Here is a 26190-nt window from a genome sequence, read left to right on the forward strand (position 1 = left end):
AGTCTAAAAAGAAACCATAAAATGGGGCAAAGCACATTTAAAGAACTAGTAAAGTCAAAAGGAGAGCTGTTGTATGAAAAAATTATTTGGAAGCTTTAAGGGTAAGCTTTACACATTATTTGCTTTTATCTTATTAATCCCAGTTATTTCTGTAGGAAGCTTATCGTATCTTTCAGCAAAAGATTCGTTAAAGGAAGAAATACTTTTTAGTGCAGATGAAAGTGTTAAAATTTTGAATACGTTGATTGATAATACCATTAGTGAAAAAATAAACGACATGAATGTGTTTAGCGAGGAAATAGATTCTTCTAAATATGAACAGCAAGGATCTGCAGTACATACAAAATTCCAACAATATATAAAGCTACATCCAGATGTTCTGAGCATTTATATTGGAACAAATGAGGGAACATTATTTCTAGAACCAAAATCGAATAGCGCCGAATATAATCTTTTGGAACGAGACTGGTATAAAGAAACTACAGCATTAAAGGGAGAAGTTTTAATTACGAATCCCTATATAGATGCTGGAACTGGAGATATGGTCGTAACAATTGCTCGTCAGTTAAAGGATCAATCTGGGGTAGTTGCAATTGATATAAAATTGACAAACCTTCAAAATATCGCAAGCTCTATTAGTATCGGAAAAAATGGATATTCTTCTATTTTTGGTGAAGATAAGATGGTCATTTCACACCCGACTTTAGAACCGGGTAGCGAGTTAAAAGAAAGCTTTCTCGATCAGCTGTATGACAGCAAATCTGGCACGTATGATTATGTCTTTGACGGTGATGACCGTATTATGTTCTTTACAACGAATGAACTGACAAATTGGAAAATCACAGGGACAATTTTTGCAAAGGAAATTGACCAATCAGCATCACCCATTTTGAAAAATACGTTTCTCGTATTAATTGCTGCGATTGTAATCAGTTCGATTGTATTCTTTTTTGTTATGAAGACCATTATAAAACCGATTAGATTACTAAAAGATAGTGCAGTAACCATTAGTAAAGGTGATTTAACAGAGAAAGTGACAATCACTTCCAATGACGAGATTGGACAGCTAGGTCAAGCTTTTAATGATATGCAAGACAGTTTAAGAACTCTTATTCAAAAAATTGAACAAAATGCCGAAGAGGTAGCTTCGTCGGCAGAAGAGCTAACAGCCAATGCTAACCAAACGAGCATTGCTACAGAAAAAGTGGCCATTTCAATTCAAGATGTTGCTTCAAGCGCAGACACGCAAACGACGAGTGCGAATAAGAATGCAGAATCGTTACAGGAGCTTTCTAAGGCTATTCTTCATATTGCGGAGATCTCTTCTACTGTGACAGATCTTTCACAGCACGCGACGCTACAAGCAGATGAAGGTGGACAGGCAGTCCAGGATACAAAAGATCAAATGCAGTCTATTCATGTATCTGTGACCGATTCGAATACGAAAATTCAAACACTACATGAACGCTCTAAGCAAATTACATCCATTTTAGATGTAATTACAAGCATTGCAGATCAAACGAACTTACTTGCACTCAATGCAGCGATAGAGGCAGCAAGAGCAGGGGAGCACGGAAAAGGCTTTGCTGTTGTTGCTGATGAAGTAAGAAAGTTAGCGGAGCAATCGCAGGAATCTGCAAAGCAAATTTTCGAGCTAATTAATAGTATTCAATTAGAAACAGAACAATCCGTAAACATCATGGCAAAAGTTACAGAAGATGTTCAAAATGGATTACAAGTATCAGATGAAGCCATTACTAAATTCCAAATGATTAAAACAAGCATGGATAAAATTACTCCTAAAATGGAAGAGGTATCTTCTGCCTCTGAACAGATGTCAGCAAGTGTACAAGAAGTAACAGCCGTTACGGAGGATTTGGCATTCTCAGCACACGGAAATGCGACTGCTTCAGAGGACGTTGCAGCGTCTACAGAGGAACAATTAGCTTCAATGGAAGAGATTAATGCTTCTGCACAAGCGCTTGCGTATATGGCAGATGAGTTAAAACAGCTCATTAGTCAATTTAAATATTAATAGATATACGAAAAAAATGCCATTCCTCATTTGAGGGATGGCGTTCTATATTATTAAAACTATTGTGTCAATGAGATGAAGGTTTCATTTTTAATAAAGTATGGCTCTTCGGCAAAGAAAAAGAGAAATCGAAAAGTAACGATTTCTCTTTTTTCTTGTTTGACCAAGTCATTCTATGTTCTTTACCTTATTTAATAATGGTAGTCTATTTCCGGAGAATTAATGGCGTCAATACAAAGCCTATTTCGTGTTCAACCTTTTATTTACTACGGAAAGAAAATCGAATGAAACGAAAATTAGTCTTTAAGAATCCAAAAACAGATTCTACATTGATTTTTCGTTGTCGATAGATGGCACCTGGTTTTTCTTCTGAAAGCTTATAATGAAGCCTAGTTAAATCAAAAAAATGAAAAAAGTTGTTTTAAATTTAAGTATTTTGTCCGATAAAAACATAAGAAGAAAATTTAATCGATAAGAGAAGGGGAGGTTATGTGCTAGGGGCTTCTTTGAGTCTAAAAAGAAACCACAAAATTGGACAAAACACATTTTATGAACTAGTAAAGACAAAAGGGGAGCTGTTGTATGAAACGATTATTTGGAAGCTTTAAGGGTAAGCTCTACACGTTATTTGCTCTTATCTTACTAATCCCAGTTATTTCTGTAGGAAGCTTATCGTATCTTTCAGCAAAAAATTCGATAAAAGAAGAAATACTTTTTAGTGCGGATGAAAGTGTTAAAATTTTGAATACGTTAATTGATAGTGCTATTAGTACAAAAATGAATGAAATCGTTACTTTTAGCGAGGAAATAAATTCTTCTAAGTACGATCAGAAGGAAACTAAAATACTACCAAATTTTCAGGAATATATGAAGCTGAGTCCAGATGTTTTAAGCATTTATGTTGGAACAAATGACGGAACATTTATTCAAGAACCAAAAATAAATAACGCGGATTATAATCCTTTAGAAAGAGATTGGTATAAAAAGGCTGAGGAATTAAAAGGTGAGACTTTAATTACGAACCCTTACATAGATGCAGGGACTGGAGATATGGTCGTAACAGTAGCTCGCCAGGTAAAAGATCAATCTGGGGTAGTGGCTATTGATTTAAAATTGACAGACCTTCAAAAAGTTTCGGACTCTATAAAAATAGGGAAAAATGGATATTCTTCTATTTTTGGTGAAAATAACTTGGTCATTTCACATCCTACATTAGAAGCAGGTAAGGAATTAAACGAGAGCTTCCTTAATCAAATGTATGACAGCAAATCTGGCACGTATGATTATGTCTTTGACGGTGATGACCGTATTATGTTCTATACAACGAATGAACTGACAAATTGGAAAATCACAGGGACAATTTTTGCAAAGGAAATTGACCAATCAGCATCACCCATTTTGAAAAAAACGTTTCTCGTACTAATTGCTGCGATTGTAATCAGTTCGATTGTATTCTTTTTTGTCATGAAGGCAATTATAAAACCGATTAGATTACTAAAGGATAGTGCAGTAACCATTAGTGAAGGTGATTTAACAGAGAAAGTGACAATCACTTCTCATGACGAAATTGGACAGTTAGGGCAAGCCTTTAACGATATGCAAGATAGTTTAAGAACTCTTATTCAAAAAATTGAACAAAATGCCGAAGAGGTAGCTTCGTCGGCAGAAGAACTAACAGCCAATGCTAACCAAACGAGCATTGCTACAGAAAAAGTGGCCATTTCGATTCAAGATGTTGCAACGAGCGCGGACACGCAAACGACGAGTGCCAATAAGAATGCAGAATCGTTACAGGAGCTTTCGAAGGCCATTCTTCATATTGCGGAGATCTCTTCTACTGTGACCGATCTTTCACAGCATGCAACGCTACAAGCAGATGAAGGTGGAAAGGCAGTCCGAGATACAAAAGATCAAATGCAGTCTATTCATGTATCGGTAACTGATTCAAACACGAAAATCCAATCACTATATGAACGCTCTAAGCAAATTACGTCCATTTTAGATGTGATTACAAGCATTGCAGATCAAACGAATTTACTTGCTCTCAATGCAGCGATTGAGGCAGCAAGAGCAGGAGAGCACGGGAAAGGCTTTGCAGTCGTGGCTGATGAAGTAAGAAAACTGGCGGAGCAATCACAGGAATCTGCAAAGCAAATTTTCGAGCTAATCCATGGCATTCAATTAGAAACAGAACAATCTGTAAACATCATGGCAACAGTTACAGAGGATGTTCAAAATGGACTACATGTATCAGATGAAGCTATCACGAAATTCCAAGTGATTAAGACAAGCATGGATAAAATTACGCCTAAAATGGAAGAGGTATCTTCTGCATCTGAACAAATGTCAGCAAGTGTACAAGAAGTGACAGCTGTTACGGAGGATTTAGCATTCTCTGCACAAGGAAATGCAGCTGCTTCAGAGGACGTTGCAGCGTCTACAGAGGAACAATTAGCTTCGATGGAAGAAATTAATGCTTCTGCACAAGCTCTTGCGCATATGGCAGATGAGCTAAAACAGCTAATTAGTCAATTTAAATATTAATACAGACATAATAAAAACGCCATTCCGCTTGAGGAATGGCGTTTTTGACTAATTATCGATCTTCTTCCCAGCAATCAGTATTTTTCAATGTTGGGATTGATTTTGCATAAAATACAGGATTTTTTCCTGCTTTCTTTTGCTTTGTAAAGTCGTCTAACACGAGGAAGGCGATTTTACCAAGTAACAGGATGATTGTTATATTGATTATAGCCATTAGTCCCATGAATAGGTCTGCTAAGTTCCAAACAAGCTCTACTTGCGCAAGAGAACCAAACATCACCATAGCAAGAACTAAAATACGGTAGCCAAACATCCAACCTTTATGAGCATTCATAAACTCAATATTAGATTCACCGTAATAGTAATTTCCGACAATAGAACTAAATGCAAAGAAAATAATAGAAATAGCGATAAAGTAAGGAGCCCAATCACCTACATGTACAGCTAAGGAATTTTGTGTAAGAATAATTCCATTACTTTCACCAGTATTATAAAGCCCAGCTAAAATAATGATAAACGCTGTTGCAGAACAAATCATAATTGTATCAAAAAATACACCTAAGCTTTGCACTAATCCTTGCTTTGCAGGATGTGAGGTATTAGCGGTAGCTGCAGCATTAGGAACACTACCCATACCGGCTTCATTAGAAAATAAACCACGACGTACACCTTGCATAATAGCAATCCCAATCGCTCCACCAGCAGCTTCCCGAAGACCAAACGCTTCTGTGAAAATCAGCTTGAAAACGGCAGGTATTTCAGAAAAATTCGTCAAAACAACAAAAAGGGCTACGGCTAAATAGAAAATAGCCATCACGGGTACAAGTACTTGCGTAACTTTTACAATTCTATGTACGCCACCAAAAATAATCAAGGCCGTTAACACAACTAACATAATACCAATGATATAGGGCTCAATATGAAATGCCTCACCAACAGATGTTGCAATCGTATTCGATTGTACAGCATTAAATATAAAGCCAAAGCTTAACGTTAAAAGAATACCAAAAATAATCCCTAATTTACGTTGACCTAACGCTTTTTCCATATAATAAGCTGGTCCACCACGGAACGTATCGCCATCTTTTACTTTGTACACCTGTGCAAGCGTACTTTCAATAAAGGCAGTCGCCATTCCTAATATGGCAATAATCCACATCCAAAATACGGCGCCAGGTCCACCTACTCCGATTGCTAATGCAACACCAGTAATGTTCCCAGTACCTACACGAGAGGCTGCGCTAATCGTAAAGGCTTGGAACGGAGAAACGCCTGACTCTCCATCTCTTTTTTCCACTATTAAACGAAACATTTCAGGGAAAAGTCGAATTTGCACAAACTTTGTGCCAAAGGAAAAATACAATCCTGCAGCTAATAACAATATAATGAGGATATATGTCCATAAAACATTATTAGCATCATTTACAATATTCGAAATCCATTCCATTTTGCATACCTCCAATCTCAATACGCTTCAGTTTACACTGTTTTTTTGTAATATATCCACTTTTTGAAAATACTGAATTTTAGAAAATGATTTTATTAATAAATATTTTTCCAATAGTTGAAATATCTAGTTTGAATGCAAGTGCAGTGAAGGACTTACTTATACATTAGAGTAGAAATAGATTATTGTGATGAACCATTTGTCGAAACTTTACAGCGAGAAAATAATATAATGATGTGATAGAAAAATGCATGTGTAATGAAAAGGAGGTTAAGTATGGCATTTTATTTTCTTATATATTGGCATTTTCTGCTGATGGTTATGGTGATTATGATAGTTGCAGGAATTGTCACTTTTTTATTCCCAAAGTTTCCATCTATCGTTGTATTGATCATTAGTGGTTTAATGGGCTTTGTGTATTCTATATGCATTGATTTTAAGGATGGTATTTACTTTTTTATTAGTATAAATGTTGTTGTTGCTTCTATACCCATCTTGTTAATTAGATATTTGCTATTTTTGATAAGAAAAGCTGAAGAAATGGAAGTGGAATAAAGCTAGTAAAGTTTATTTTTTTTGAAAATTCCCTTATTTGCCCTTGGATTTTTAGTATAATAATTAAAATTAAAGGTTCATCACCAAAAGGTGGGGATGACGTTTGTTAAAACCTATATCAACCGTATGCAGGTATGATGATAGTCAAATAAATAAATGGGGGAATACGCGTGAAAACAATTGGCATGATTGGCGGTATGAGCTGGGAGTCTTCGGTAGAGTATTATCGTCTGATGAATGAAGAGGTAAAGCAACAATTAGGTGGCTTACATTCAGCAAAATGTATTTTGTATAGTGTAGATTTTCAAGAAATCGAGCATTATCAAGCTGAAGGAGCATGGGAAAAGGCTGGGCAAGTTCTTGCAGAGGCAGCGCAATCTTTAGAAAGTGCAGGGGCAGATTTTATTGTTATTTGTACAAATACAATGCACAAGGTTATTGATATCATAACGGCAAAGATCACCATTCCAATTTTACATATAGCTGATGCGACAGCAAATCAAATAGAAAAAGCTAGTTTACAGAAAGTTGCCCTTCTTGGGACAAAGTACACGATGGAGCAAGATTTCTATAGAGCAAGAGTAGAGGGTTTTGGCATTGAAGTGCTTGTTCCGATTGCTGAGGAGCGCGCTGAGGTCAATCGTATCATCTATGAAGAATTATGCTTGGGTCGAATTGAACAAGCATCGAAGGACTATTATTTACAGGTGATTGGAAACCTTGTTCAATCTGGAGCACAGGGAATTATATTAGGTTGTACAGAGATTGGATTACTTATTAAACAAGAAGATGTGAACGTACCTGTTTTTGATACAACAGTTTTACATGCACAGGCTGCTGTAAATATGGCGATTCATAAGGAGGACTAATATGCCAAAAAAAGTACGAGAAATGGGGATCGTCGTTGGCACGTTATCAACTGGTGAGAAAAATTGTATTACTGATGTAGCTGGCGTGCGTGTAGGTCATATAACGCTTGATGAGAAAATGAATCAAGACGGCGCTTATGCTTGTACAGGAGTAACTGCAATTTTACCGCATGAAGGCAATTTATTTCAGCAAAAGGTTACTGCTGCAAGCTATGTGTTAAATGGTTTTGGAAAAACGACAGGGCTCGTGCAGGTGAATGAGCTTGGGGTTATTGAATCACCAATTATGTTAACGAATACATTTGGCGTTCCAGCTGTCACACAGGGAACGCTGCAATTTATGCTAGATACGAATAGTGAAATAGGTCATTCAACAGGAACTATTAATATCGTTGTTGGGGAATGTAACGATAGTTATTTAAATTCCATTCGAGAATGTCCAATCACACCTGAGCATGCTTTGGAAGCGATTCGTAAAGCATCAACTGAAACTGCAGAGGAAGGGGCAGTTGGTGCGGGAAAAGGAATGATGTGCTTTGGCTATAAAGGTGGGATTGGCTCATCTTCCCGAATCGTGACACATGGGTCAACGAACTATACGGTAGGCTGTATGGTCCTTAGTAATTTCGGGCAAAGCTCTGAGTTTTTAGCACACCAATATCTTGCTTCTAACGGTCAAAGCGAATCGACATTATCTCCAACAGATGGCTCCATTATCATCGTACTTGCCACAGATGCTCCGCTTAGTAGTCGTCAACTGACACGAGTCATTAAACGTTGTGGTATTGGACTAGGGCGTACAGGTAGTCATTTTTCACATGGCAGCGGTGATATTGTCATTGGCTTTACAACAGCACATCATATCGCCCATCTATCAGATCAGCTTGTCGAAACACGGACACAACTACGTGAGGATCATCCTATCATGAATCAATTATTTGCAGCAGCTGCAGAAGCAACAGAGGAAGCCATTTTAAATTCACTTTCACAGGCACAGACTACAATTGGTCGAAATGGACATAAGGTTGAAGCATATCAATTTTAACTTTATATCCAGCAAGAAAGTTCTGGTTTAGCTATAATAATAAAATTATTCAATGTCATATTCGTTCTTCAGTAAATGAAACGTCATCTTTAGTACGTGAAATATTAATAAAAATACTATTTAGTTAGCCTTGTTAACTGGAGGATTTTACCTTTATTTTGATTAATATCAAAATGGAGGTTTTTTTATTGCTAATTAAATTTGATTCTTTTAACTAAGGCTCATCACCGAAAGTAGTGGATGCATTTGTTAAAACGTTTGATAAGCTGATTGAGTGGAGACTGGGCGACTCCTTGGGGAATAGCATCACAGATGAGAACTGCAGTCTAGCAATCCTGAAACAACGAAATGCTTACAAACATATTCAATAATTAATCACTCTCTCTAAAATCAAAGGTAATAACCTTTAATAAAAATTTTACTTATAGGTCATGATGTTGTATGATGTAATCAAGAAAATTGAAAGAGGTAACAAATTGAAAAAACTAAACAAACAATCTTCCGTTCCTCTGTATATTCAATTGAAAGAAGTACTTACAGAATATATAGAGAAAAATATGACAATTGGGGAAATTCTTCCAACAGAAAAGGAGCTAGAAAAACTTTATACTGTTAGCAGAATGACAGTTCGAAATGCTATAGATGAGTTACAAAGAAGTGGTGTTGTTGTTAAGCAACAAGGAAGAGGAACTTTTGTTAACAATAATAAAATGACACAAGATATTGGAACTATTTTTAGCTGGACTGAAGAAATGGCAATTAAGCAGAAAAAATCTTTAACTTTGGAAACGACTATTCAGGAAGTAGAACCTTCAAAAAAATTGCGTGACTCTTTAAAACTGGCACCAGACGAAAAAGTTGTATCTATTGCAAGGGTCCGAGCGGTTGAAAATGAGCCGGTCGTTATAATGATTAACTATTTAAAAAACAAGTATGTCCCTGGTTTGGAAAAAAGAGGTCTATCTTCTGATTCTTTATATAAGGATTTAGAGGAAATATACAATATTTTTTTAGAAAGTGCTGAGGAGGTTATAACAGCTAGGTCTGCTACCTCATATGAAGCAAGTAAATTAAGGGTTCCAGAAGGCACTGCCGTCTTACATGTTAGAAGAACTTCATTCATAAAGAACAAAATCCCTGTAGAAGTAGTAGATATGGTTGTACGTGGCGATAGATATGAGTATTTTGTTGAACTAGAAGGCAGAAGAAAAAAACACATCATTCCATAAGCTTAAAGGAGAGATACAATGTTACCAATAAAATTTGAACAAATTGCATTAGATGTAGAGCTTACATCTCCCGAAGAAGCCATTCAATTCGCTGGAAATTTACTACTTCAATCTAAAAGTGTTGAACAAAGTTATGTAGAAGAAATGATTAATGGTTATAAAAAGTTCGGTTCCTATATTGTGTTAGCACCTAACATAGCTATTCCACACGCAAGACCAGAATTCGGAGTGAACGAACAATGTATAGCTTTTGTGAGAGTCAAAACTCCTCTATCTTTTGGACATCCACAAAATGATAACGTTAAACTTATTATTCCGATTGGGGGTGTAGACAAACAATTTCATTTAAATATGTTAAGAGATTTAAGCGCCGTCTTGATGAATGAAGATAAAGTAACTAGGTTAAAAGAGTCAACTGACACAATGGAAATCTATAATATATTGAAAGGAGTTAGCTAAAATGTTTATTTTAACTGTTTGTGGTATGGGATTTGGAACAAGTTTAATGTTACTAATGGAAATTCAAGATTTAGGAAATAAAAATGGTTTTATAATTGATGGAGAAGCTACCGATTTAAGTTCTGCAAAAGGAAAAAACGCCGATTTGATAGTAGCATCAAGCGAAATAGCACAGGAGCTTGAAAATAACGATATACCTGTAGTTTCCATCATTAATTTACTGGATAAAAATGAAATTGAAGAAAAAGTACTGCCATATATTATGCAAATCCATACACGAGGAGGATAAAAAATGCTAAGTTTTATTACTGGAGTTTTATCAACCCCTGCCTTTATTTTAGGAATAATCGCAGCTATTGGACTGATAGCCCTCAAAAAATCTGGATCTGATATTATTAAAGGTACTTTAAAAACTATTTTTGGCTTCATTATGCTACAGCAAGGGGCAAACATCATTGTAAATAGCTTAGTTCCATTTAGTCAAATATTTGAAAGCGCTTTCAAATTAACTGGCGTTATAGCAGAAGATAATGCTATAGCTGCTGCTGTGCAAAATGTGCTTGGAACAGAAACTTCTTTAATTCTAGTTTTTGGTTTTATCGTCAACGTTATTCTAGCCAGAATAACAAAATGGAAATATATCTTTTTAACTGGTCATATGATGTTCTCTTTTGCTGCGACAATGGCCATCGTTTTAGATCAAATGGGTATTTACGGATGGAAAGCTATTCTACTAGGTTCAATAATTCAAGGGATTTCCAGTGTGCTATTTCCTGCATTAGCGCAACCTTTCGTAAGAAAAGTAACTAAAAACGATAATGTAGGATTTGGATTTTGGGGAAGTTCCCTTGTTTGGATAAGTGGTTGGATTGGTGGGAAATTAGGAAATAAAGAACATTCAGCTGAGAACATGAATGTTCCAAAGCAGTTAGATTTCTTAAAAGAAATGTCAATTTTAATGGGAATTGTTATGTCTGTTATTTATTTGGTCACTTCATTCTTTGTCGACACTAAACTTATGAATGAGCTTTCGGGTGGTCAAAGCATTGCTCTCTTCGCAATTATGCAAGCGTTTACATTTGTTGTCGGTATTCTTGTATTATTACAAGGAGTTAGAATGTTCCTAGGTGAGCTAGTACCTGCTTTCAAAGGAATTAGCGAAAAACTTGTTCCAGGTGCAAAACCAGCACTAGATATCCCTATTTTCTATTCTTTTGCACCAACGGCAACGACTATAGGATTTTTATTTGCCTTAGTAGGTGGATTGGGGGCAACGCTCATTTCTACTATGCTACCTGTAGTGGTCTTACCTTCTGTGATCGGTTTATTTTTTATGGGAGGAGCTGCAGGTGTATTCGGGAATGCAATGGGGGGACGTCGTGGCGCCATAATTGCTGGCGTGGTACTAGGATTTACATTTCAAATGATAGTGGCTTTAGCTTATCCAATTATTAATTTGAGCGATTATGGCATAAGCGGATTGTGGTTTGCTTCTACAGATGCTATCATCGTCACTTTACTTATTAGATTAATCGGCTCCCTGTTTGGTATTGCAATATAAAATCTAAAGGAGTGATAAATATGACTGACAAAATTAGAACTGTTTTAGGTGATATTAGCAAAGAAGCACTTGGGTTTACTTATTCCCATGAACATTTATGGTGTTGCCCTCCTCCACAACAAAAAGATCGAGATTTCGAATTAACAAATTACGAAGCTTCCCTGGAAGAATTAAAAACATTCAAAAATATCGGGGGTGAAACTTTGGTAGATGCTTCTACCCTCGACTATGGAAGAGATGGTAATAAACTTAAAAGAATGGCTGAGGAAAGTGGCATTAATGTGTTAGGGGTCACTGGTTTCAATAAACATATCTATTTTGATGATTGGGTTGAAACAGAAAGTATCGATCAAATTGTAGATAGATTAGTTCATGATATACAAGTTGGAATGGATGGATCCGATGCAAAAGCTGGAATATTAAAGGCTGGATCATGGTATAACGTTATACTTCCACTGGAAGAAAAGATAACACGAGCTGTCGGAAGAGCTCAAAAAATAACTGGTGCTCCTGTATGGTTACATACTGAATCCGGAACACTGGGAGTAGAAATGTTAGATATTTTAGAGGATGAAGGGGTAGATTTGCATTTGGTTGCTGTAGGACATAGCGATAGAAATGCTGATCCTTATTATCACTTAAATATTTTAGAACGTGGCTCCTATATCCAATTCGATGGACCCGGGAAAGTCAAATATTATCCAGATAATATTAGAATAGATTTAATTAAAAATGTTCTAGCACATGGATATGGTCATAAGTTACTCATATCAGGAGATATGGGGAGACAAAGCTATTTACACGCTTATGGTGGTGGTCCTGGTTTTAGATATATTAAACAAAAATTCATTCCTAGAATGTTGAACGAGCGAATTTCCCAACATGCTATTAATCAAATTTTCTATACAAACCCAGCTGATTGGTTAGCAAAATTTTAGGAGTGATAAAATGAAACTTGATAATTTAATGGCAATAATAAGAGATGTTTCGCCAAACGATATTGTTCCAATAGTTCAAGCCTTAATTGATGAAGGGATAAAGAATTTAGAAGTCTCATTAAGTAATCAAACATTGGGTATAGGATGTATTGAAACTCTAGTCTCTTATTTTACACCGCAACAAATTTATTTAGGGGCAGGTACTGTTCTAAATGAAGAGCAGTTGTATTCAGTAAAAAATGCTGGAGTTCAGTATATTATTACTCCTGGTTGGAATAAAGAACTAGTGAAGAAAGCTTTAGAAATAGACTTAACAGTATATCCAGGAGTATATACTCCTGGAGAAATTGCCGAAGCTTTAGAACTGAACATTGAGTATCTTAAGCTATTCCCTATTAACGGTCTCAATGAGAATTTTTTAAAAGCTATTAGAGGTCCGTTTCCCAAGGTAAATATTATGGCTGTTGGTGGCGTTACACCGGAAAATATTAAATTCTACAAAAAATTAGGTATACATCACTTTGGGATCGGCAGTGAACTAGTTCCTAGAGGAGCAACTCAAAATGATATCCCTGTTATTAAAAGTAATGCTAAATTATTTATTAGTTCAATAAAGAAAGCGGATGAAATTGATGGAAAATCAACCGAAATTAATGATTAATATGACACGAGACGAAGTTAAAAAGAGTTTAGCAGAATTTCCTGTTGTAATATTACCTCTAGGTGCAACTGAACAACACGGTCACCATTTACCATTAGGTGTAGATATTTACCTCTCCGAATATTTTTCGAAGGAAGTAGCCAAAGCAACTGGTGCTCTTGTAGCACCAACACTTCCTTTTGGCTATTCATGGGTTTGGAGGGATATTCCTGGAACTATATCGCTACAACAAGATTTAGTAGAAGCTGTTATCAAAGACGTTGCTCATAGCGTATCACGTTATGGAGGAAAGATGCTTGTTTTAATAAATGGGCATGATTCTAACAACTCATCTATGAAGTATGCAGTTAGAGAGTTGGAAGATGAGCTTGATATGCCAGTCATTTATCTCTTCTATCCTCGAATGAATGAAGTTATTAAAGAAGTATGTGAGTCTCCAACTTGGAATGGTATGATTCATGCGTGCGAGTTTGAGACCTCATTAATGCTCCATGTTAATGAAACACTAGTTGATATGAACAAAACTATTAAGGAATATCCCGAGACGCCAAATCTCTACGGAGCATCTACAATTTCACTTGGTGATTTAAGTAAAAGTGGTGTATTCGGAGATTCCACTCTTGCTACAAAAGACAAAGGAAAGAAGATGGCAAAAATATTTACTGATAAAATGATTAATCTAGTAAATGAAGGTTATAAAGAGTTTGTTATAAGAGAATAATAGTATGTATAAAAAAAGACCTCAGATAAATTTCACTTTGGCTAAAACTTACACAGTATTCTAATTAGCCATATCAACAGCAATTTAGAAGCGGAGCTAGAGCTATCTCCTATTATCCGCAATCGTCCATAATACTAGAAGCTAACAAGCGAACTATATCTACATGCTTAGGGAATTTCACATCGATATAATCTGTTAAACTAATGATCAAGTTAGGGAATAAAGGGTTCATCTCTTAAATTTATGATGAACTATATATAAGTTGATTTGAGTAGAGGCGGGTGACTCCTCGGGGATTAGTAGTAGAGGAACTAAGGAAAAAACCATCACGTCCTGTGATAACGCCTTCGTGGCCAACATTTTATTGGCTCGAGACCCTGCAGCGAAGCAGCTCATCGGACACCCCGAGGAAAGCGTTCAGTTGGAACGGAAATCAACCACATGTTATGGCGAAGAGCAAACTAAGAAAAGATGCTTATTCGCCATTTTTTATTAAGTTTCGGTAATCATCTATCCCCTTCGCGAATAAAATTCCTAAATAGGTGAAGAAACATTGTTTTTCGACTTCTTGCATCAATTATTTGGCGGATATTGTTTAAAAAACAGAAAATAGCTAGTACTCTGTAATATTTCTTTTTTTATCTAGTCAATAAATATAATGTATGATACATTCATTAAAAACTGAATTATCCAAAAATTTTATCGAAATTTGAAATTGGAGGTGTGTACTATACATGACGCTGTTTTTTATCCTATTGAAGTAAATAAAACTTCAATGGGGGACTCAACGCCGGTAATTCGCGAAAATGGCGAGCCATTCATTCAAATCGGAGAAGAACATTCGAGGATTTTTATTAAACCAATTTACTATCATCAAAAAATACCAAACAGTTTACAAGCAATTTATTTACGACAGAGTGTGTATGAACGATTAACACAAGCGCTGTTATTATTGTCTAAAAATTATAGCCTTATCTTATATGATGGCTATCGTCCGTTCCAAGTGCAGCAATTTTTGTTTAAGAGTTTTTCAAAACAAATCGCACAGCGTTTTCCCCATTTTACTGAGCAAGAGGTTGTAAAAGAAACGCGAAAGTATGTTGCGTTTCCTAGCATTGGTCATGCTCATTTTGCCCCTCATTTAACAGGTGGAGCGATTGATGTGACGCTAGGAGATTTAGAAGGCAATGCTTTAAATTTAGGTACCGCATTTGATGAAATCAGTGAAAAGTCTGCGACACGCTATTTTGAACAACATCCAGAGGAAGATTGGGAAGCCTGTGTTCATCGACGTCTTCTATATAACTGTATGACAATGGTTGGGTTTACAAATTATTCAGAGGAATGGTGGCATTACGATTTTAATAATGTTTCATGGGCAAGACGTGTTGGGGCGCAAGAAGCTAGTTATGGAGCTGTGGAAGCAATGATCCAAGACAATAAAGTAAAGGAGTTTCGATTTCTATGAAGGTCTATATTAGTGCAGATATTGAAGGGATTACTGGCACAACAGCTTGGAGCGAGACGGAGCTAAATGCGCCAGATTATCAGTTTTTCCAAAAGCAAATGACAAAGGAAGTAGAAGCCGCTATAGAGGGGGCTATTCTTGGTGGAGCAACCGAAATTTTATTAAAGGATGCTCATGATTCAGCACGTAATCTTGATATTTCTAATTTGCCAGTAAACTGCAAGGTCATTCGTGGGTGGACGTATGACCCGATGTGTATGGTTGCGGGACTTGATAAGAGCTTTGATCGCGCTATTTTTATTGGCTATCACAGTAAAGGAGGAAGTGCGCGTAATCCTTTAGCACATACGCTATGTGTTTTTGCCGATGTGAAAATAAATGGTGAATATGCAAGTGAATTTTTAATTAATACGTACGCGGCTATTTTACACGGTGTTCCCGTTTCGTTTGTCAGTGGAGATGTGGGATTAACAGAGGAAATTCAATCTATCAATAATAACATCATCACATTTGCCACGAAAGAAGGGATAGGAAATGCGACCATTAGCGTGAGTCCACAACTGACGATTAAAGAAACGAAGCGACTTGTTGAGGACTCGATGAAGGTGGCACGTGAAGATTTACAAGTGACATTACCGGAGCACTTTGTAGTGGAAATCATTTATCGTGATCATACACGAGCATATCGAAATTCTTTCTATCCGAATGCTACGTTTAAACCACATAATACAGTGGAATTCGTAACGGATGATTTTTATGAGGTGCTTCGACTTTTACAGTTCTTAACATAAGTAACTTAAAGGTAGGTGAATGGATGAAAATTAAAAATATTGTCGTGGGGAAGGTGGAGGCCCCGCTTATAACACCGTTTAAAACAGCACTGAGAACAGTGCATAACATTCACAATATTGCCGTCTATGTTCACACTGATGATGGGCAAATAGGCATTGGTGAAGCGGCACCGACTGCAGCCATTACTGGTGAAACACTCGGGTCTATTTCGCACGCTATAGAAGAGTATATAAAGCCAGCCATTATTGGGATGGATATTGAAGAATTGACAGAAATCATGGAGCGAATTGACAGCAGTATTTATCAAAACACAAGTGCAAAAGCTGCGGTAGATATGGCGATTTATGATTTATTTGCTAAGCACTATCAGACACCTCTGTATAAATTATTAGGGGGCTTTCGGAAAGAATTAATAACAGATATTACGATAAGTGTAAATGATTCTGAAGAAATGGTGAAGGATAGTATAGCCGCTGTACAACGAGGTTTTCAAATTTTAAAAATCAAGGTGGGGAAAGATCCAGGAGGTGATGTAAAGCGAGTTGTTGCCATTCGTGAAGCAGTTGGACACGCCATAACATTGCGAGTTGACGCGAATCAGGGCTGGACACCGAAGCAAGCTGTACAAATTATTAGTGCACTAGAAGATGCAGGTGCAAATGTTGAATTGGTGGAGCAGCCTGTTCATTGCTATGATTTAGTAGGAATGCAATTCGTAACTTCTAATACATTGACAAATATTTTGGCAGATGAAAGTGTTTTCTCTGCAAAAGATGCCTATGAAATTATCGAAAAGCGAGCTGCAGATTTGATTAATATTAAGCTCATGAAAACAGGAGGCATTTACCAAGCGCAAAAAATTTGCCACATTGCGGAGGCAAATGACATACCATGTATGATTGGCTGTATGCTCGAGACAAAAATTAGCGTAAGTGCCGCTGCACATTTTGCCGCATCACAGAAAAATATCACGATGGTAGATTTAGACGGACCAAGTTTATGTTTGAAAGATCCTATTGCAGGTGGTCCAATATTTGAAAATGATCGAATTAGGATGACGGATGCAGTTGGAATAGGATTTTCATAATAAAGTGTTGCTTTAATCAGGGCGGGGGTTCGTCACCCTTACTGACTGTAAATAGAACAAATCTGGCTTTATGGATAGTTGATCTCTCACTTTTTTTTTCGCTATAGTTGGGTTTTTAACTGTCACTTTATGTAGATAACTAAGATTACTAGGGGGATGCTTATGATGAAAAGGTATTGGTTGCTTTTCGTGTGTCTTGTTGTAATGCTTTGTGCAGCCTGTAGCGATGATTCTTCAAGTGAAAAAAAATCAGAGTATCGCGTGGTTTATTCAGGGGAAATAAAAACGTTAAATTACTTAAAGACCTCTGAAACGAATGAGTTTGCTATGGCTGCGAACTTGGTCGATGGATTAATTGAGTATGATAAGTATGGTGTTGTACAACCAAGCATAGCCAAAGAATGGTCATCAAATGACGATGCTACAGTTTGGACGTTCAAGCTACGTGACGATGCAAAATGGGTTACTCATGATGGGAAAGAGTATGCGGATGTTGTTGCTCAAGATTTTGTAGATGGCTTACATTATGTACTTGATGCAAAAAATGAATCATCAACAGCTTGGATTGCTACGGTCGTAAAAAATGGGGAAGCCTTCTATAACGGTGATATGACAGATTTTACGAAGGTTGGCATAAAGGCAATAGATGAACATACAGTAGAATATACTTTAGAAAAGCCAACACCTTACTTCCTATCTATGTTGAACTATGTCTGTTTCTTCCCTGTTAATGGTAAGTTTATAGCGGAAAAAGGTGATAGTTTCGGTACAACTAATGATAATTTCCTTTATAACGGATCTTATATTTTAGATAAATTTGAACCGCAAAATGAACGAGTACTTGTGAAAAATGATAAGTATTGGGATAAAAACAATGTTCTGATTGATCGTATTCGTTATAAATACAATAAAGAAGCGGCTACAGTTGAACCTGAATTATTTTTACGAGGAGAAGTCGATTCAGCGATTATTCCAACTTCTATTATTGATGAGTGGTTTAAAGATGAAAAGAAAAAATCACAAATTCGTCAAACACAAAATAACTTCTATACGTATTTCTATGCATTAAACTTTAACCCGCAATTTGATGCAGAATATGAGCCTGATAATTGGAAGAAAGCGGTCAATAATAAAGATTTCCGAAAATCATTGTTCCATGCATTCGACCGTGAATCTGCAATGCTAACTTTAGAACCTTATAATCCAAAAGATTTGCTTAGCAACACGATTACTCCGAAAAACTTTGTCAATGTGGAGGGGGTTGACTATACACAGTTAGCACCATTAGCTGATATTACAAAGAACGATTCCTTCAACAAAGAGAAGGCATTGGAATACAAGGAAAAAGCGAAAAAAGCGCTAGAAGGAAAAGTAACTTTCCCAGTAAAAGTGTTGATGCCTTATAACTCCGGTATGCCAGATTGGGCAAATCGCTCACAAGTAGTGAAACAGCAGATTGAAAGATTATTAGGTACTGATTATGTGGATATTATCATAGAGGCCGGACCATCTACAGGCTTTTTATCAGAGGTTCGTAAACCTGGTAAATTTGCATTGCTCGAAGCAAACTGGGGTCCAGACTATGCCGACCCATCAACGTATACGGATCCATTCACTGCAGAAGGTACTTATAATAAACCGGAGCTAGCTGAAGGCTATACCGAAGCAAACGGAAAATCAAAATATCAAAGCTTAGTGGACGAAGCAAATGCGACGATTGATACAGCAAAACGTTACGAACTGTTTGCCAAAGCGGAATCTTTTTTAATTGATGAGGCATTTGTTATTCCTTATTCAGTAGGGGGTAGCGGCTATGTTGCTTCTAAATTAAATCCATTTGAAGGTCAATATTCTCCATTTGGTGTGACTTCCGAGAAATTTAAAGGTCAGCAAATTTTAGACAAACCAATGAGTAACGATGAGTTTAAAGCAGCTTTAACGAAGTGGGAGCAAGAACGTGCGGATGCGTTAGCTAAAGCAGCGAAATGATAGTTGAAACAATCGGGCATTAGGGCAGTTAATGCTGGAATAAATATTAGGATCATTGCTACATTCAAGAAACAGTCAAAAGCGGTGAGTATTGATGAAGGAGATACCGAAAAAACAAGTCGGCATCTCCTTCTGTCTTTCTGAAGAAGGAGGATGAAATGATGCTGAGGTATATAGGGAAACGTTTATTACAATCAGTTTTAACACTATTTATTATTATTACGATTGTTTTTTCATTACTACGTTTAATGCCAGAAGAAGGTTATTTAGGAGCAGCAGCGAATAAAATGTCACCTGCACAACAAGAAATATATTTAACGAATTTAGGTTTGCGTGACCCGTTACTTGTACAATTGGGGAATTTTTACGCTAAGCTGTTTCATGGTGATTTAGGTAAATCCGTTACATATCGGACAGATGTACCAGTCGTTACGATTATTGCAGATAAGATCATGTATTCCTTGCTATTTGGTTTAGGTGCAGTTGTGCTATCTCTTCTAATTGGAGTTCCGCTCGGCATATTGATGGCCCAGATGAAGGGACGTTGGCTAGACCGCTTAGGGACTGGCTATATTGTCATTGTCGTTGCAGTGCCAGCCGCCGTCTATTATTTAGTCATTCAAATGTATATTACAGAAATTTTTCATTTACCAATGCTTTTTGATGAGTACAATCCTATTACTTGGATTTTACCACTGATTTCAATGGCGTTAGCACCGACTGCTTCCTATGCCATGTGGATGCGTCGTTACATGGTGGATGAACTAAACAAAGATTATATTAAGCTAGCGAGAGCAAAAGGGGTTAAAGAGCGTACATTAATGTTTAAACATGTACTACGAAACGCTTTTATTCCGATGGCACAGTATTTACCAGCAACTATTCTTTTTACCATTACAGGTTCCATCTACATTGAATCCTTATATTCCATTCCTGGTATGGGGGGCTTACTCGTAGATGCTATACAGCGACAAGATAATACGATTGTACAAGGCTTAGTGCTTGTGTTCTCTTCACTTGGAATTATCGGACTAATTTTAGGTGATATTGCAATGGCCCTTGTTGATCCGCGCATTAAATTAGGGAAAGGGGAGAGTGTACGTTAATGGGAATGTATTCAGAAGAAATAAACAATATTTCAAACAAATCACGTGAAACATTGTTCGATTTTGCGGAAGTAGATGAACGTCAAGCTGAAGAAACAGCCTATTCTAATTATTCCTATTGGCGTTCAACGTGGAAATCCTTTTTGAAAAATCGCATCGCTGTCTTTTTATTAGTTGGCGTGCTAATTATCGTAGCTTTTACCATTTTACAGCCGTATTTACCAGCGCAAAAATCACCAACTGAAATATATTTAGATGAGCAGACAGGTTTCCAAGCGCGTAATGTTGCACCAAACGCTGAATTTTGGTTTGGGACAAATTCCATTGGGCAGGATTTATGGTCACGTATTTGGGCAGGGACAAGGACCTCGTTATTTATCGGCTGTGTGGTTGCTTTAGTAGAGGCTATCGTCGGTATTACGATAGGTACGCTTTGGGGCTTTTCACGGAAATTAGAGGTGCCTATCACACAGCTTTACAACGTCGTGGATAACATACCGACAACGATTGTACTTATTTTAATGTCCTATATTTTGCGCCCAAGTATTTCAACCATTATTATTGCCATGTGTATTACGGGCTGGGTAGAAATGGCAAGATTTATACGCAATCAAATTGTTATTTTGCGTGATCGTGAGTATAACTTAGCCTCAAAATGTTTAGGAACACCTGATTATCGAATTATTTTAAAAAACCTATTACCCTATCTCATTTCCGTCATTATGTTACGAATGAGTCTAGCCATCCCATTTGCTATTGGCTCAGAAGTATTTTTAACATATATCGGATTAGGACTACCGATTAGTGAGCCGTCTTTAGGAAATTTAATTAATGAAGGACGAGTACTCATGATGTCTCCAGAATTAAGATATCAGCTCATTTTCCCAAGTATTGTATTAAGTATCATTACAATTGCATTTTATATTATAGGAAATTCATTTGCAGACGCAGCAGATCCGAAAAATCACGTATAAGGGGGATGATGGAAATGACACAAAATAAATCACCTATTTTAACCATCCAAAACCTTGTCATAAAATTTACACTTCGTGGCAGAGTACTAACGGCCATTCGTAATATTTCCCTTGATTTATACAAAGGTGAAAGTCTAGCAATCGTTGGCGAGTCAGGTTCAGGAAAATCTGTTCTAATGAAATCAATCATGGGCTTGCTCGATAAAAATGGCTACATCGATCAGGGGGAAATTATCTACAAAGATCGGGATTTAGCGCAGTTTAAAACCGAGCGGGAGTGGCTAAGCATTCGTGGAAAAGAAGTGGCAATGGTTACACAGGATCCAATGACATCATTAAATCCACTGAAAACGATTGGTAAGCAAATTGAGGAATGTGTTATTTTACATCAGAATTTAAAGGGCAAGGCAGCATACGAAGAAACTTTAAAATTGTTAAAAGATGTTGGCATTCACGATGTTGAAAAGCGTTATAAGCAATATCCTCACGAATTTTCAGGTGGCATGCGTCAACGAATTGTAATAGCTATTGCGCTAGCGTGTAAGCCTAAGATCTTAATATGTGATGAGCCGACAACTGCATTAGACGTAACAATTCAAGCACAAATTTTGCAACTTTTAAAAAATCTACAACAAAAATATGGACTAACGACCGTTTATATAACGCATGATTTAGGCGTTGTAGCGAAGGTTGCTGACCGTATTGCAGTGATGTATGCAGGTGATGTCATCGAAATAGGGAAGACGCATGAAATTTTCTTTAATGGCAAGCATCCTTATACATGGGCACTCATTTCTTCTTTACCGCAACTAGGCTCAAAAGGGCAGCAGCTTTATTCTATCAAGGGTACTCCACCAAATCTTTTTCAAGAAATTAAAGGAGATGCCTTTGCTCCTCGCAATCAATATGCGTTAAAGATTGATTTTGTGGAACGTCCACCATTTTTTCAGGTCAGTGACACGCATTATGCTCGTACATGGCTATTAGATCCACTTGCGCCGAAAGTAGAGCCTCCTGAAGCGCTACAAGCCTTTTTCGAAGAAGGGAGACGATACGCGCATGAGTCATAAAGAAGTATTAGTTGAGGTGAAAAATTTAAAGGTTGTTTTTGGGAAAGGTAAACATAAATTTATAGCGATTGATGATGTCAGCTTCGATATTTTTAAAGGTGAAACATTTGGTTTAGTAGGTGAATCAGGCTCTGGAAAAACAACAATCGGCAGAGCTATTATGCGTATCAATGAAGTCACTGAAGGACAAATACTGTATCACGGTAAAAAACTAAATGGCAAAATATCGAAAGAGTGGGATCGAGAAATTACACAGAAAATCCAAATGATTTTTCAAGATCCTATGGCTTCGCTAAATGAACGCGCAAAGGTAGACTATATTATTTCAGAGGGACTTATTAATACAAAAAACTTTAAAAATGAGGCTGAGCGTCAACAGAAGGTACGCAATGCCTTATTAAATGTAGGATTATTACCGGAGTTTTCTAGTCGCTTCCCACATGAATTTTCAGGAGGGCAGCGTCAGCGTATCGGCATTGCGCGTGCACTTGTAATGGAGCCAGAGTTTATTATTGCGGACGAACCAATTTCAGCATTAGACGTATCCATTCGTGCACAAGTATTAAATTTACTAGCAAACCTACAGCAGCAAAATGATTTAACCTATTTATTCATAGCGCATGACTTATCTGTAGTCCGATTTATTACGGACCGAACAGCTGTTATTTATAAAGGGAACATTGTTGAGCTAGCAGAGACAGAAAAGCTGTTTGCTAATCCCCTTCATCCTTATACAAGGGCGTTATTATCGGCAGTACCGGAGCCAAATCCTTATAAGGAGCGTGATAAAGTCGTAGAAATCTATGATCCGTCACAGCATAACTATGATATTCAGCCACCATCATTTACCGAAATAGAAGAAGGTCATTTTGTATTGGCTAATGAAGAGGAATTGGAGAAATATCGAACTTCACTAAAAATGGAGGTAAGTAAATGATTCGTCCAAAGGCATTAAAAAAAGGTGACACAATTGGTCTAATAAGTGCTTCGGGTGCAACCCCAACTGAAAAATTTCTCCCAGCCGTTCAAAGTATTGAAAAGCTAGGTTTTAATGTTGTAGCTGGGGAAACATGTCGGGCAAGGCATGGCTACTTAGCGGGCTCTGATGAATTAAGAGCTTCTGAAGTTAATCAAATGTTTAGGGACTCTAATATTGACGGCATCTTCTGCATACGTGGAGGTTACGGGGCGACGAAAATTTTACCGCTTCTGGATTTCGATATGATAAAGGCCAACCCAAAAGTATTTGCTGGCTATAGCGATGTAACGGCATTACATATCGCTTTTAACCAACAATGTGGCTTCGTCACGTATCATACACCAATGCCCTCTACAGAATTTATTCGGCCGGAGATGGATCAGTATACTTGGAAATCCTTTATCGAAAGTGTGGCAGCAACAGAACGTACGGACTATTGTCTAGTAAATCCACCAGGACGTACAATGACGACGCTTGTAGCTGGAAAAGCGACAGGGCCACTTATTGGAGGGAACTTAACACTGGTGACGGCTTCTCTTGGGACACCTTATGAAATAGATACAAGGGGCAAAATTTTATTTTTAGAGGATGTAGATGAGAGTGAGCAACGTGTTGATCGGATGCTTACACAGCTAAAATTGGCAGGCAAACTAGATGAAGTGGCAGGTATCTTATTAGGAGCTTGGACAAATTGTGGTCCTGAAAATCCAAAACATCCCGAACACAGCCTATCACTACAAACAATTTTTCAAGAAATTTTAGGTCCACTTAATATACCTATCATTAAGGACATTACTTGTGGCCACTGTTTACCAACGATGTCCCTGCCATTAGGCCGAACGATCACAATGGACACGGAGAATCAGTTGATAAAAGTCATAGAGTAGGTGTGAAATATGAAGCAAACGATTACACACATTCTTCAAAAAGCTCCCTATAAAGTGCATATGTTTGTGAAAGATTGTAAGACTGAGCATTTTTTCATTAGCGAAAAACTAGAAGACACATTTTCCAGTGCAAGTTTAATTAAGGTGCCTATATTGCTTGCTGTTCTAAATTATGTAGAAAGCAACAACCTATCATTAGAGCAAGAGATTAAGATAGCACCCGAAGAATGGGTTGATTTTAGTGTTATTAGTGAACAGCGTCTAGAGCAAAGTACTATATATGAGCTTTTAGTTTGGATGATTATTACGAGTGATAATACAGCAACAAATGTATTAATCGATTATCTAGGGATGGAGGCACTCAATCAATATTGTCGTAAAATTGGGCTGCTGCAAACTACCATTCAACGCAAGATGATGGATTTCGAAGGGCTAGCAAAAGGCTTTGATAATACAACGACGGCAAGAGATATGGCACTGCTATTTTCAAGAATTTACCGCGGGGACTTGTTATCATCAGCATTTAGTGAGCTAACGATAGATATTTTATGTCGTCAACGTGTACACGAATCACTAAAGCGTTATTTAGTAGATGATGTGAAACTTGCTCATAAAACAGGTGGTCTTGATACGGTAGATCATGATGTTGGGATTGTCTACAGCAACTCGGGGGATTATCTTATTGGCGTTTTCATAACAGAGGTTACTAATAATGATCAAGCGAGACAGCTAATTGGTCGTCTTTCCAAAGTTGTTTACGATTACTTGGTGAAGCGGAAGGAGATGATAGAATGAATGCCATTGTGACGTCAATGATTGCAAATTTACATGCAAAGCCAGATGCGGCCTCAGAATTAGTGGATGAGGTACTATTCGGAATGACGGTTCAAATCACGGAAGAAATAGACGAGAGCTGGGTACGTATAGAAACTGCTTATCGCTATGGAGGTTATTGCCAAAAGGATAACCTATTAATTGATGAAGCCAAAACGGATACTTGGTTACAAGAAGCAAATCATTTTATTAGCCAAAGTTTCGCCGATGTTTTGCAGGAGCCTCGAATTCAGAGTAGCAAAATGATGACAATCGTTAAAGGCTCAATCATCTGTTCGATAACTATTGATGAGCTAGATCCTGAATGGGCAGCAGTGCAATTAGTATCGGGCAAGATCGGTTATGTACGTAGGCAATGGCTGCAAGAAAAAATTCCAGAAAACAGCTTATCGGAGCAACAATTACGAGAAAATGTTGTTCAAACGGCGCTTAGCTATTTAGCAACACCCTATCGCTGGGGAGGTAAATCGCCGCTAGGTATTGATTGCTCAGGGCTATGTTCGATGGCATATATGCTAAACGGGGTAAATATTTATCGCGATGCCAAAATCATTGAAGGATTTCCTATCAAGGAAATATCTTTAGAGCACATAAAAAAGGGAGACTTATTATACTTCCCAGGACATATGGCTTTATATATAGGTGACAACCTTTATGTACATTCTTCGCTTGGTGGTAATGAGGTTAATATTAATAGTTTGGACAAACAGCATCAGCAATATCGACAAGATTTGGCGACATCTATTACCGCTGTTGGTAGCTTGTTCTGTAGCGAAAGCAAAGGAACAGCTAGAATTACCCCAAGGTTAAATTGATATAAGTTGATTGGAGTGGAGACTGGACGCCCCCAGGAAAGCGCCCTGTCGGAACAGAAATCAACCACACGTTATGGTGTTAAGCATGAAAAATTTAGAGAAGCTTGACTTGGCTTCTCTTTTTT

The 26190-nt window shown here is 37.3% G+C and carries 24 protein-coding genes; 23 read left to right on the top strand and 1 reads right to left on the bottom strand.

Annotated elements, in window-relative coordinates:
• Positions 1 to 73 precede the first annotated feature (73 nt).
• Complete coding sequence (locus ACIQ7T_RS05645) at positions 74 to 2035, top strand: methyl-accepting chemotaxis protein (RefSeq protein WP_370077557.1); 1962 nt, start codon at positions 74 to 76, stop codon at positions 2033 to 2035.
• 582 nt (positions 2036 to 2617) lie between these two features.
• Positions 2618 to 4579: a methyl-accepting chemotaxis protein gene (locus ACIQ7T_RS05650; RefSeq protein WP_402869077.1), complete on the top strand. Its 1962-nt coding sequence runs from the start codon at positions 2618 to 2620 to the stop codon at positions 4577 to 4579.
• A gap of 52 nt (positions 4580 to 4631) precedes the next feature.
• On the opposite strand, the gene ACIQ7T_RS05655 is transcribed toward ACIQ7T_RS05650, so the two are convergent.
• Positions 4632 to 6026: an alanine/glycine:cation symporter family protein gene (locus tag ACIQ7T_RS05655; RefSeq protein WP_370077561.1), complete on the bottom strand. Its 1395-nt coding sequence runs from the start codon at positions 6024 to 6026 to the stop codon at positions 4632 to 4634.
• 276 nt (positions 6027 to 6302) lie between these two features.
• On the opposite strand from ACIQ7T_RS05655, the gene ACIQ7T_RS05660 reads away from it, so the two are divergent.
• The 21 genes from ACIQ7T_RS05660 to ACIQ7T_RS05760 all read left to right on the top strand — a co-directional run bounded on the left by ACIQ7T_RS05660 (position 6303) and on the right by ACIQ7T_RS05760 (position 26065).
• Positions 6303 to 6581, top strand: coding sequence for a hypothetical protein (locus ACIQ7T_RS05660; protein WP_402869079.1), 279 nt, complete (start codon positions 6303 to 6305; stop codon positions 6579 to 6581).
• Between the two features lie 170 nt (positions 6582 to 6751).
• The gene (locus tag ACIQ7T_RS05665; RefSeq protein ID WP_402869081.1) at positions 6752 to 7450 is read left to right on the top strand and encodes an aspartate/glutamate racemase family protein; all 699 of its coding nucleotides are present in this window, start codon (positions 6752 to 6754) and stop codon (positions 7448 to 7450) included.
• A gap of 1 nt (position 7451) precedes the next feature.
• On the top strand, positions 7452 to 8495 hold the full coding sequence (locus ACIQ7T_RS05670) for a DmpA family aminopeptidase (RefSeq protein ID WP_402869083.1): 1044 nt from the start codon (positions 7452 to 7454) through the stop codon (positions 8493 to 8495).
• A gap of 476 nt (positions 8496 to 8971) precedes the next feature.
• Positions 8972 to 9724 carry a GntR family transcriptional regulator gene (locus ACIQ7T_RS05675; RefSeq protein WP_370077569.1) on the top strand — a complete coding sequence of 251 codons (753 nt, stop codon included), beginning with the start codon at positions 8972 to 8974 and terminating at the stop codon, positions 9722 to 9724.
• An 18-nt stretch (positions 9725 to 9742) separates the two neighbouring features.
• A complete protein-coding gene (locus ACIQ7T_RS05680; RefSeq protein WP_370077571.1) occupies positions 9743 to 10183 on the top strand; it encodes a PTS sugar transporter subunit IIA in 441 nt (146 codons plus the stop codon).
• Between the two features lies 1 nt (position 10184).
• On the top strand, positions 10185 to 10472 hold the full coding sequence (locus tag ACIQ7T_RS05685) for a PTS sugar transporter subunit IIB (RefSeq protein ID WP_370077573.1): 288 nt from the start codon (positions 10185 to 10187) through the stop codon (positions 10470 to 10472).
• A gap of 3 nt (positions 10473 to 10475) precedes the next feature.
• A complete protein-coding gene (locus ACIQ7T_RS05690) occupies positions 10476 to 11744 on the top strand; it encodes a PTS ascorbate transporter subunit IIC (RefSeq protein WP_370077575.1) in 1269 nt (422 codons plus the stop codon).
• Positions 11745 to 11764: 20 nt separating this feature from the next.
• On the top strand, positions 11765 to 12682 hold the full coding sequence (locus ACIQ7T_RS05695) for a phosphotriesterase family protein (RefSeq protein WP_370077577.1): 918 nt from the start codon (positions 11765 to 11767) through the stop codon (positions 12680 to 12682).
• A gap of 10 nt (positions 12683 to 12692) precedes the next feature.
• Positions 12693 to 13343 carry a bifunctional 4-hydroxy-2-oxoglutarate aldolase/2-dehydro-3-deoxy-phosphogluconate aldolase gene (locus ACIQ7T_RS05700; RefSeq protein ID WP_370077579.1) on the top strand — a complete coding sequence of 217 codons (651 nt, stop codon included), beginning with the start codon at positions 12693 to 12695 and terminating at the stop codon, positions 13341 to 13343.
• Positions 13315 to 14064 (top strand): creatininase family protein, encoded by a 750-nt coding sequence (locus ACIQ7T_RS05705; RefSeq protein WP_370077580.1) that lies wholly within the window; start codon positions 13315 to 13317, stop codon positions 14062 to 14064. The genes ACIQ7T_RS05700 and ACIQ7T_RS05705 overlap by 29 nt, the downstream gene beginning before the upstream one ends.
• A 775-nt stretch (positions 14065 to 14839) precedes the next feature.
• Complete coding sequence (locus tag ACIQ7T_RS05710) at positions 14840 to 15532, top strand: M15 family metallopeptidase (protein WP_402869086.1); 693 nt, start codon at positions 14840 to 14842, stop codon at positions 15530 to 15532.
• Positions 15529 to 16323 (top strand): M55 family metallopeptidase, encoded by a 795-nt coding sequence (locus ACIQ7T_RS05715; protein WP_402869087.1) that lies wholly within the window; start codon positions 15529 to 15531, stop codon positions 16321 to 16323. The genes ACIQ7T_RS05710 and ACIQ7T_RS05715 overlap by 4 nt, the downstream gene beginning before the upstream one ends.
• Before the next feature lie 23 nt (positions 16324 to 16346).
• Positions 16347 to 17411 (top strand): dipeptide epimerase, encoded by a 1065-nt coding sequence (locus tag ACIQ7T_RS05720; protein WP_402869089.1) that lies wholly within the window; start codon positions 16347 to 16349, stop codon positions 17409 to 17411.
• A 165-nt stretch (positions 17412 to 17576) separates the two neighbouring features.
• Positions 17577 to 19400, top strand: coding sequence for a peptide ABC transporter substrate-binding protein (locus ACIQ7T_RS05725; RefSeq protein WP_402869091.1), 1824 nt, complete (start codon positions 17577 to 17579; stop codon positions 19398 to 19400).
• A 161-nt stretch (positions 19401 to 19561) separates the two neighbouring features.
• Positions 19562 to 20506 carry an ABC transporter permease gene (locus ACIQ7T_RS05730; protein ID WP_402869093.1) on the top strand — a complete coding sequence of 315 codons (945 nt, stop codon included), beginning with the start codon at positions 19562 to 19564 and terminating at the stop codon, positions 20504 to 20506.
• Complete coding sequence (locus ACIQ7T_RS05735; RefSeq protein WP_370077589.1) at positions 20506 to 21480, top strand: ABC transporter permease; 975 nt, start codon at positions 20506 to 20508, stop codon at positions 21478 to 21480. Before ACIQ7T_RS05730 ends, ACIQ7T_RS05735 begins: the two co-directional genes overlap by 1 nt.
• A gap of 14 nt (positions 21481 to 21494) precedes the next feature.
• Complete coding sequence (locus ACIQ7T_RS05740; RefSeq protein WP_402869095.1) at positions 21495 to 22550, top strand: ABC transporter ATP-binding protein; 1056 nt, start codon at positions 21495 to 21497, stop codon at positions 22548 to 22550.
• Entirely contained in the window at positions 22540 to 23487 is a 948-nt protein-coding gene (locus ACIQ7T_RS05745) for an ATP-binding cassette domain-containing protein (protein WP_402869097.1), read from the top strand. The genes ACIQ7T_RS05740 and ACIQ7T_RS05745 overlap by 11 nt, the downstream gene beginning before the upstream one ends.
• Positions 23484 to 24416 (top strand): S66 peptidase family protein, encoded by a 933-nt coding sequence (locus tag ACIQ7T_RS05750; protein ID WP_402869099.1) that lies wholly within the window; start codon positions 23484 to 23486, stop codon positions 24414 to 24416. Before ACIQ7T_RS05745 ends, ACIQ7T_RS05750 begins: the two co-directional genes overlap by 4 nt.
• 9 nt (positions 24417 to 24425) lie before the next feature.
• On the top strand, positions 24426 to 25211 hold the full coding sequence (locus ACIQ7T_RS05755; RefSeq protein WP_370077597.1) for a serine hydrolase: 786 nt from the start codon (positions 24426 to 24428) through the stop codon (positions 25209 to 25211).
• Positions 25208 to 26065 carry an NlpC/P60 family protein gene (locus tag ACIQ7T_RS05760; RefSeq protein ID WP_402869101.1) on the top strand — a complete coding sequence of 286 codons (858 nt, stop codon included), beginning with the start codon at positions 25208 to 25210 and terminating at the stop codon, positions 26063 to 26065. Before ACIQ7T_RS05755 ends, ACIQ7T_RS05760 begins: the two co-directional genes overlap by 4 nt.
• Positions 26066 to 26190: the final 125 nt, after the last annotated feature.

The organism is Lysinibacillus sp. NPDC096212 (genome assembly GCF_044763105.1).
Classification (GTDB): Bacteria; Bacillota; Bacilli; order Bacillales_A; family Planococcaceae; genus Lysinibacillus.